3 protein-coding genes are annotated in these 4638 nt (G+C 35.4%); 2 read left to right on the forward strand and 1 reads right to left on the reverse strand.

All coding sequences use genetic code 11. The features are described from left to right. Positions 1-517 precede the first annotated feature (517 nt). Complete coding sequence (locus tag KFE26_RS23360; RefSeq protein WP_212601891.1) at positions 518-1600, reverse strand: hypothetical protein; 1083 nt, start codon at positions 1598-1600, stop codon at positions 518-520. 323 nt (positions 1601-1923) lie between these two features. Between KFE26_RS23360 and KFE26_RS23365 the strand changes: the two genes are divergently transcribed. Both KFE26_RS23365 and KFE26_RS23370 read left to right on the forward strand, forming a co-directional pair. Then, positions 1924-3384, forward strand: a complete 1461-nt coding sequence (locus KFE26_RS23365; RefSeq protein ID WP_212601892.1) for an actin-binding protein — start codon at positions 1924-1926, stop codon at positions 3382-3384. A gap of 685 nt (positions 3385-4069) precedes the next feature. Next, a complete protein-coding gene (locus KFE26_RS23370) occupies positions 4070-4624 on the forward strand; it encodes a winged helix-turn-helix domain-containing protein (RefSeq protein ID WP_212601893.1) in 555 nt (184 codons plus the stop codon). Positions 4625-4638: the final 14 nt, after the last annotated feature.

The following is a 4638-nucleotide window of genomic DNA, read 5'->3' on the forward strand; positions in this document are numbered from 1 at the left end:
ATTACATCATTGGTTATTACTGTGAAGTCAGGCCACATCATTACAATGCAGGATTGAGCCCAAATGAATCAGAGCGACGATTTTGGGAAGATTCTAAAGCTGTGGCCAAATTTAGTTGACCACTACAATTTTTATTAATTTATTGTTAGGGAAAAAATAATGTTTCACCTTAGTTTTCCGCAATAAAACTTAATTTAACTTCGAAACCATAAATTCCATACTGGCCACAGTATATTGTTAAAGAATGATACACAGTTGCCCATTATCCTGAGCCATAACAACATTTTTACACCTAGTAGAAAACGTGCATAACGGACAAGAATCGTTTGTGATATGTTGTAAAGTTGGCGCCTAGAGCGGCGCCATACGGTATTGAATTATTGAAACCTAACACAACTAGACTATGTAATGGCCGCCTCAATGAACTAACGTAACCTGAGATAATATCGGCAGGAATAACACATAAACAGGTTTGGCTCACGATAAGCTTGCTCTCAATCAAGAGGCTTAAGACACTTTATTTCCAGTTGATCATTTCGACCAAGGGAGTTGAGTCGTGATTACATCCGGGAAGTTTAAGTAATGCCTCTACCCTAGCTTGAAACTCAGAATTTATATGTTCCCGTATCCAGACTCGAGCACTTAGTAGGTCATCACCTTGGAGACCAAAAGTACTTTTTGGATTCTCTGTTGGGGCATTTTTGAAAAAATTACCAGTTGTGGCTTCAATAATACTGAGTAAAGTGGCATAGTTATCGTGGTTTTGATCTGCAAGAGTATCACAGTTTAAAATAGCATTCGTCAAATGGGTGGTCGTATATTCATCCGTACAGACAATACCATTTTTACCATCGTTATAATCAGGGGCCACCAAATTTTCTACATCAATATGACGCACATTTGTGCCGTTAAACGTCAGATTGTTAGGTTTAATATCGTGAAGAAATATTTTTTTAAGATGTAAGGAGTGTAAATCCATTAAGAGTGATTTGAAGTGAATTAAGGATATCTTGTTCCTTTTTTCAATTAATTTTGCGACTTCCATACCCCCGTTACGGGCAATCATAGTCGAATCGTTAACATAAATGGAGGGGCAAATTGAAGGGTGATGTTTAAGTTCATTCATCATTAACTTGTTGTACTGAGTCTTATCTACATCAAGCATGTCATTGTAAATATGGAGCTGAACAAATTGATTATCTTTACGTACTAACTGTTTGAAATTTCCTTCCCCTGCAAGTTGAAATTTAGTCGGTGTTCTGGCGACAAAATCACCTTCAGAATTATAAAAGTAACTACGCCTCGCCTTAGCATTTGTGAGTGATTTAATTCCTACTTTGTTGATCTCTGCATTAGATTTTTTTTGTTGATAAGAGCGATAACTTTTTTGTATTAGTTCAGCTGCTTCGAACTTAGCCAAATGGGAGTATTTACTCACAGTTGCAACATCCGTGAGTAAAGTGATGTTTTTTGCAACTTTTAGATTACTTGCTTTGTATTGGGAAAGCTTAACGATATTGAGTTTGTTAGGTATAGCAGCAAATTGGTTGTAGCTTTTATAGTCGCTGAAATTAGAATGTATATTAGCATGAATAGGCATAGTTATATCTCAATATTTAATGATGTTGATGAGGTTAATTCTAAATTAAATAAATAGGTATGATTAATGGTTAATAATGAATAAATAAAGGTTAGTGAAATCTCAAAACCAAGATTCATGATTATTTATGAATTAATATTTTTTACGATAAGCATCGTTAACGGAAAAAAACCACCTTTATCAGGATATTTCCAACAAAGTATCGTGCCCTCCCTGAGTACTGCGTGTACTGTAAACATCATAATAAACATTAATCTATTCACAAGTTATTCACAAGCACTAACGCTAGTACGCTAGTAGATACATGATCTGAGGAGCACCAGATGCCATTTCCTAAATTAAGCACCAAACTACAATCATCGAATATCAACAATCCGAGCACCAGTAACGCTGATGGAGGTAAATCATCAGCGAAAAAAATTGAGGTTAAGCGGGTTAGAAGTCTATCGAGTCTAAAGAATATTTTCTCATCGCTATTTAATACAATTAGGCATAAACCGAGTGAAAAACGCGCTGGCTCGGTGAAGACACTTGCTCAATCAGTAGAGCCTGTCGCGACTTCTACTGTTGCACGGGTTAATGTTAAAGAAAATCAGCAAAACACGAATCTTAGCCAACAATTAAAGCTCGACATTCAAAATGGCGTTGAATTAAAAAAGGTAACATATAATGAAAGAAGAGGATCGGCAGCGGTTTATTCTCAATCACCATTATTGGAAGCTATAAGACTTCGTCCAGTACTTAAAAAAGTACAAGATAGTAAAGATTGCTTATTAACTCAAAGGCCTGAAAAGACAGTGGGATTAGATAAGACATTTCCTGTAATATCAAATATGTCGGATAATGTGCCGCCACCGCCACCGCCACCGCCACCTGCGCCCATTTTGCCGTTTACCTCTGCGCCAAAGGCAAGCTCTGCTCAATCAACCGGAGGTAAGGATGCATTATTTACAGCTATTAGTACGTTCGATATAGGCAAGCTTAAAAAGACGGGAATAGCTGCTGATATTTTGCCTACATCAGCTAAACAAGAGCTTATAGATGAAATTTACTCCGATGAACTACTTAAAACTGCGCCTTGTATGGATGAGAATAGCAGAGAGGTACTCTGCCAACAAATTAGCGACTATATCGTCAGTGCCATGGAAGTTGATTGGGAGGGGATTCTACTAGAACAATTTGGAATGTATGCAGATATTGATACGTTAGAGACAGCAATGAAGGGCCAGACTGAATCGATTTCAAGCTATTGGGCTGAAGTGAAGCGTTTTCCTGACTTATGGAAACAAGCCGATGTAGTGTCAGATCTTCCTTTTGTTACTAAGCGTAAAGGTGTCATAGCTGAAGTGATGAATCGCCTTAATTCGGGTCAAAATCGTCTTTTCCGTTCGGATAATACCCGAGGTGCTAATGAAATGAAAAAAGGAGAGGCGATTCAAGAGGGCGCTCGTCGTATTGCCAATCAACGGATGACAGGTGAAGAAAAGTTGAATTTATTGGATAAAAATTACCACCAAGCGGCACTTAACGTGCTCACTGAAATGCCATTCATGGAAGATTTTGCTGTAAAGAATGGTAAAGATGCGATCACTAAGTTGGAAAAGCAATTTATTGCAAGTATCCACAGTTCTGAAAGTCTTAAAACAGATATTTCTATATTTTTAGCACCCCATATGAAAACGGGATTTGCAGATTTTAGCTTCCTAAGACAGGAAGCTTTAGTCAAAAAACAGGCAGATTTAATTAATGAACTGCAATTAAAACTGACGTTATTAACTAGCTAAATACATTCACTAAAATCCGATTTGACAGTTAACTATTGCAAGCGATTTCTGTCAGATCGGATTTCAACAAATCCTCTTATTTTCTTCGAGAATGCTCGTACTCCTTCTAGGCAATCCGCTACAATGTAATTAACTATGGGTATCCGTAATATCTAGAAGAAAATCTAACTCATCAACCAGAATTGATAATCAATTTTTGTCTATCTTTTATTTATAATTAATATAGCGTTAACTTCTTGTGATTTGTGCTTTTTTTGCTATTTATAATAACGTTAAGCTAAATTGTAATGTAAAATAAACGGCGTAACTTCATTATAAATGTTTTCAGGAATACGTGATTTATATAGGCATGAACAAGTAGTGATGCTTTTTCAAGCTTAAGATTCTCAATGGGAATATATTATTAATCATGCACCTTCTGTATGAAGTAGATTATACACTATTGAGTTTTTTGAATATCTACTCCAGTCGGTAGGTAACATTTTGTATATTATGTTTAATCTATGTTTTCTTGTTAACTAATGTCAAGTATAAGTGTGCTTATTGTGTCCTCATTTTTTTCTAGTAAAGACATAAATTTTTTCGATTCTTGTATTACTTTTTTCTGGGAAAAACATCATAATGTATAACACTCAATAGGCTTGAGTCACTTTCTATCATGAACTAATGAATTTGGGAGAAAAACATGACAAGAAATTATTTATTAGGAAATCAAATGGTTTTCGATGTACTAAGAAGGGAGATTAGTACTGATGAGCATGTAGTAAGTCTAGGTGGACGTGAAGCAGTAATTCTTAAACTACTGTGTGACAATGTTAATAGAGTACTAAGTAAAGAAGAAATACAAGAGATAGTTTGGGGTAGAGTATTTGTTAGTGAAACATCTTTAACTAAGGCTATTTCAAATTTACGTAAATCACTAGTTCAATTTGAAAGTTTGGCATGCGAAATAAAAACAGTTTCTAAAGAGGGATATATGTTGATCCTTGATGAAGATACTACAGATCTATTTATTACCAAAGAGTTGTCAATACTTGAGGTGAAAAACATTATGAATCGTGATAGCATATACTTCAATAATTTTTCAATTTTATCCTATTTCATGAGAAAAATGGTTTTCGTACGAACAGAATTTCCGACGAAAAATATTTTTTTCATATTGGTGTGTATAGATTTTGCGCTGTTAAAAGCTATATTAATGTTTGTGTGTTTTATTTCTGTGCCGTTGGCGGCGATGTGAATGGCTGTTTCTTT

The organism is Shewanella sp. M16, from assembly GCF_018224605.1.
GTDB classification, from domain to species: Bacteria; Pseudomonadota; Gammaproteobacteria; order Enterobacterales; family Shewanellaceae; genus Shewanella; species Shewanella oncorhynchi.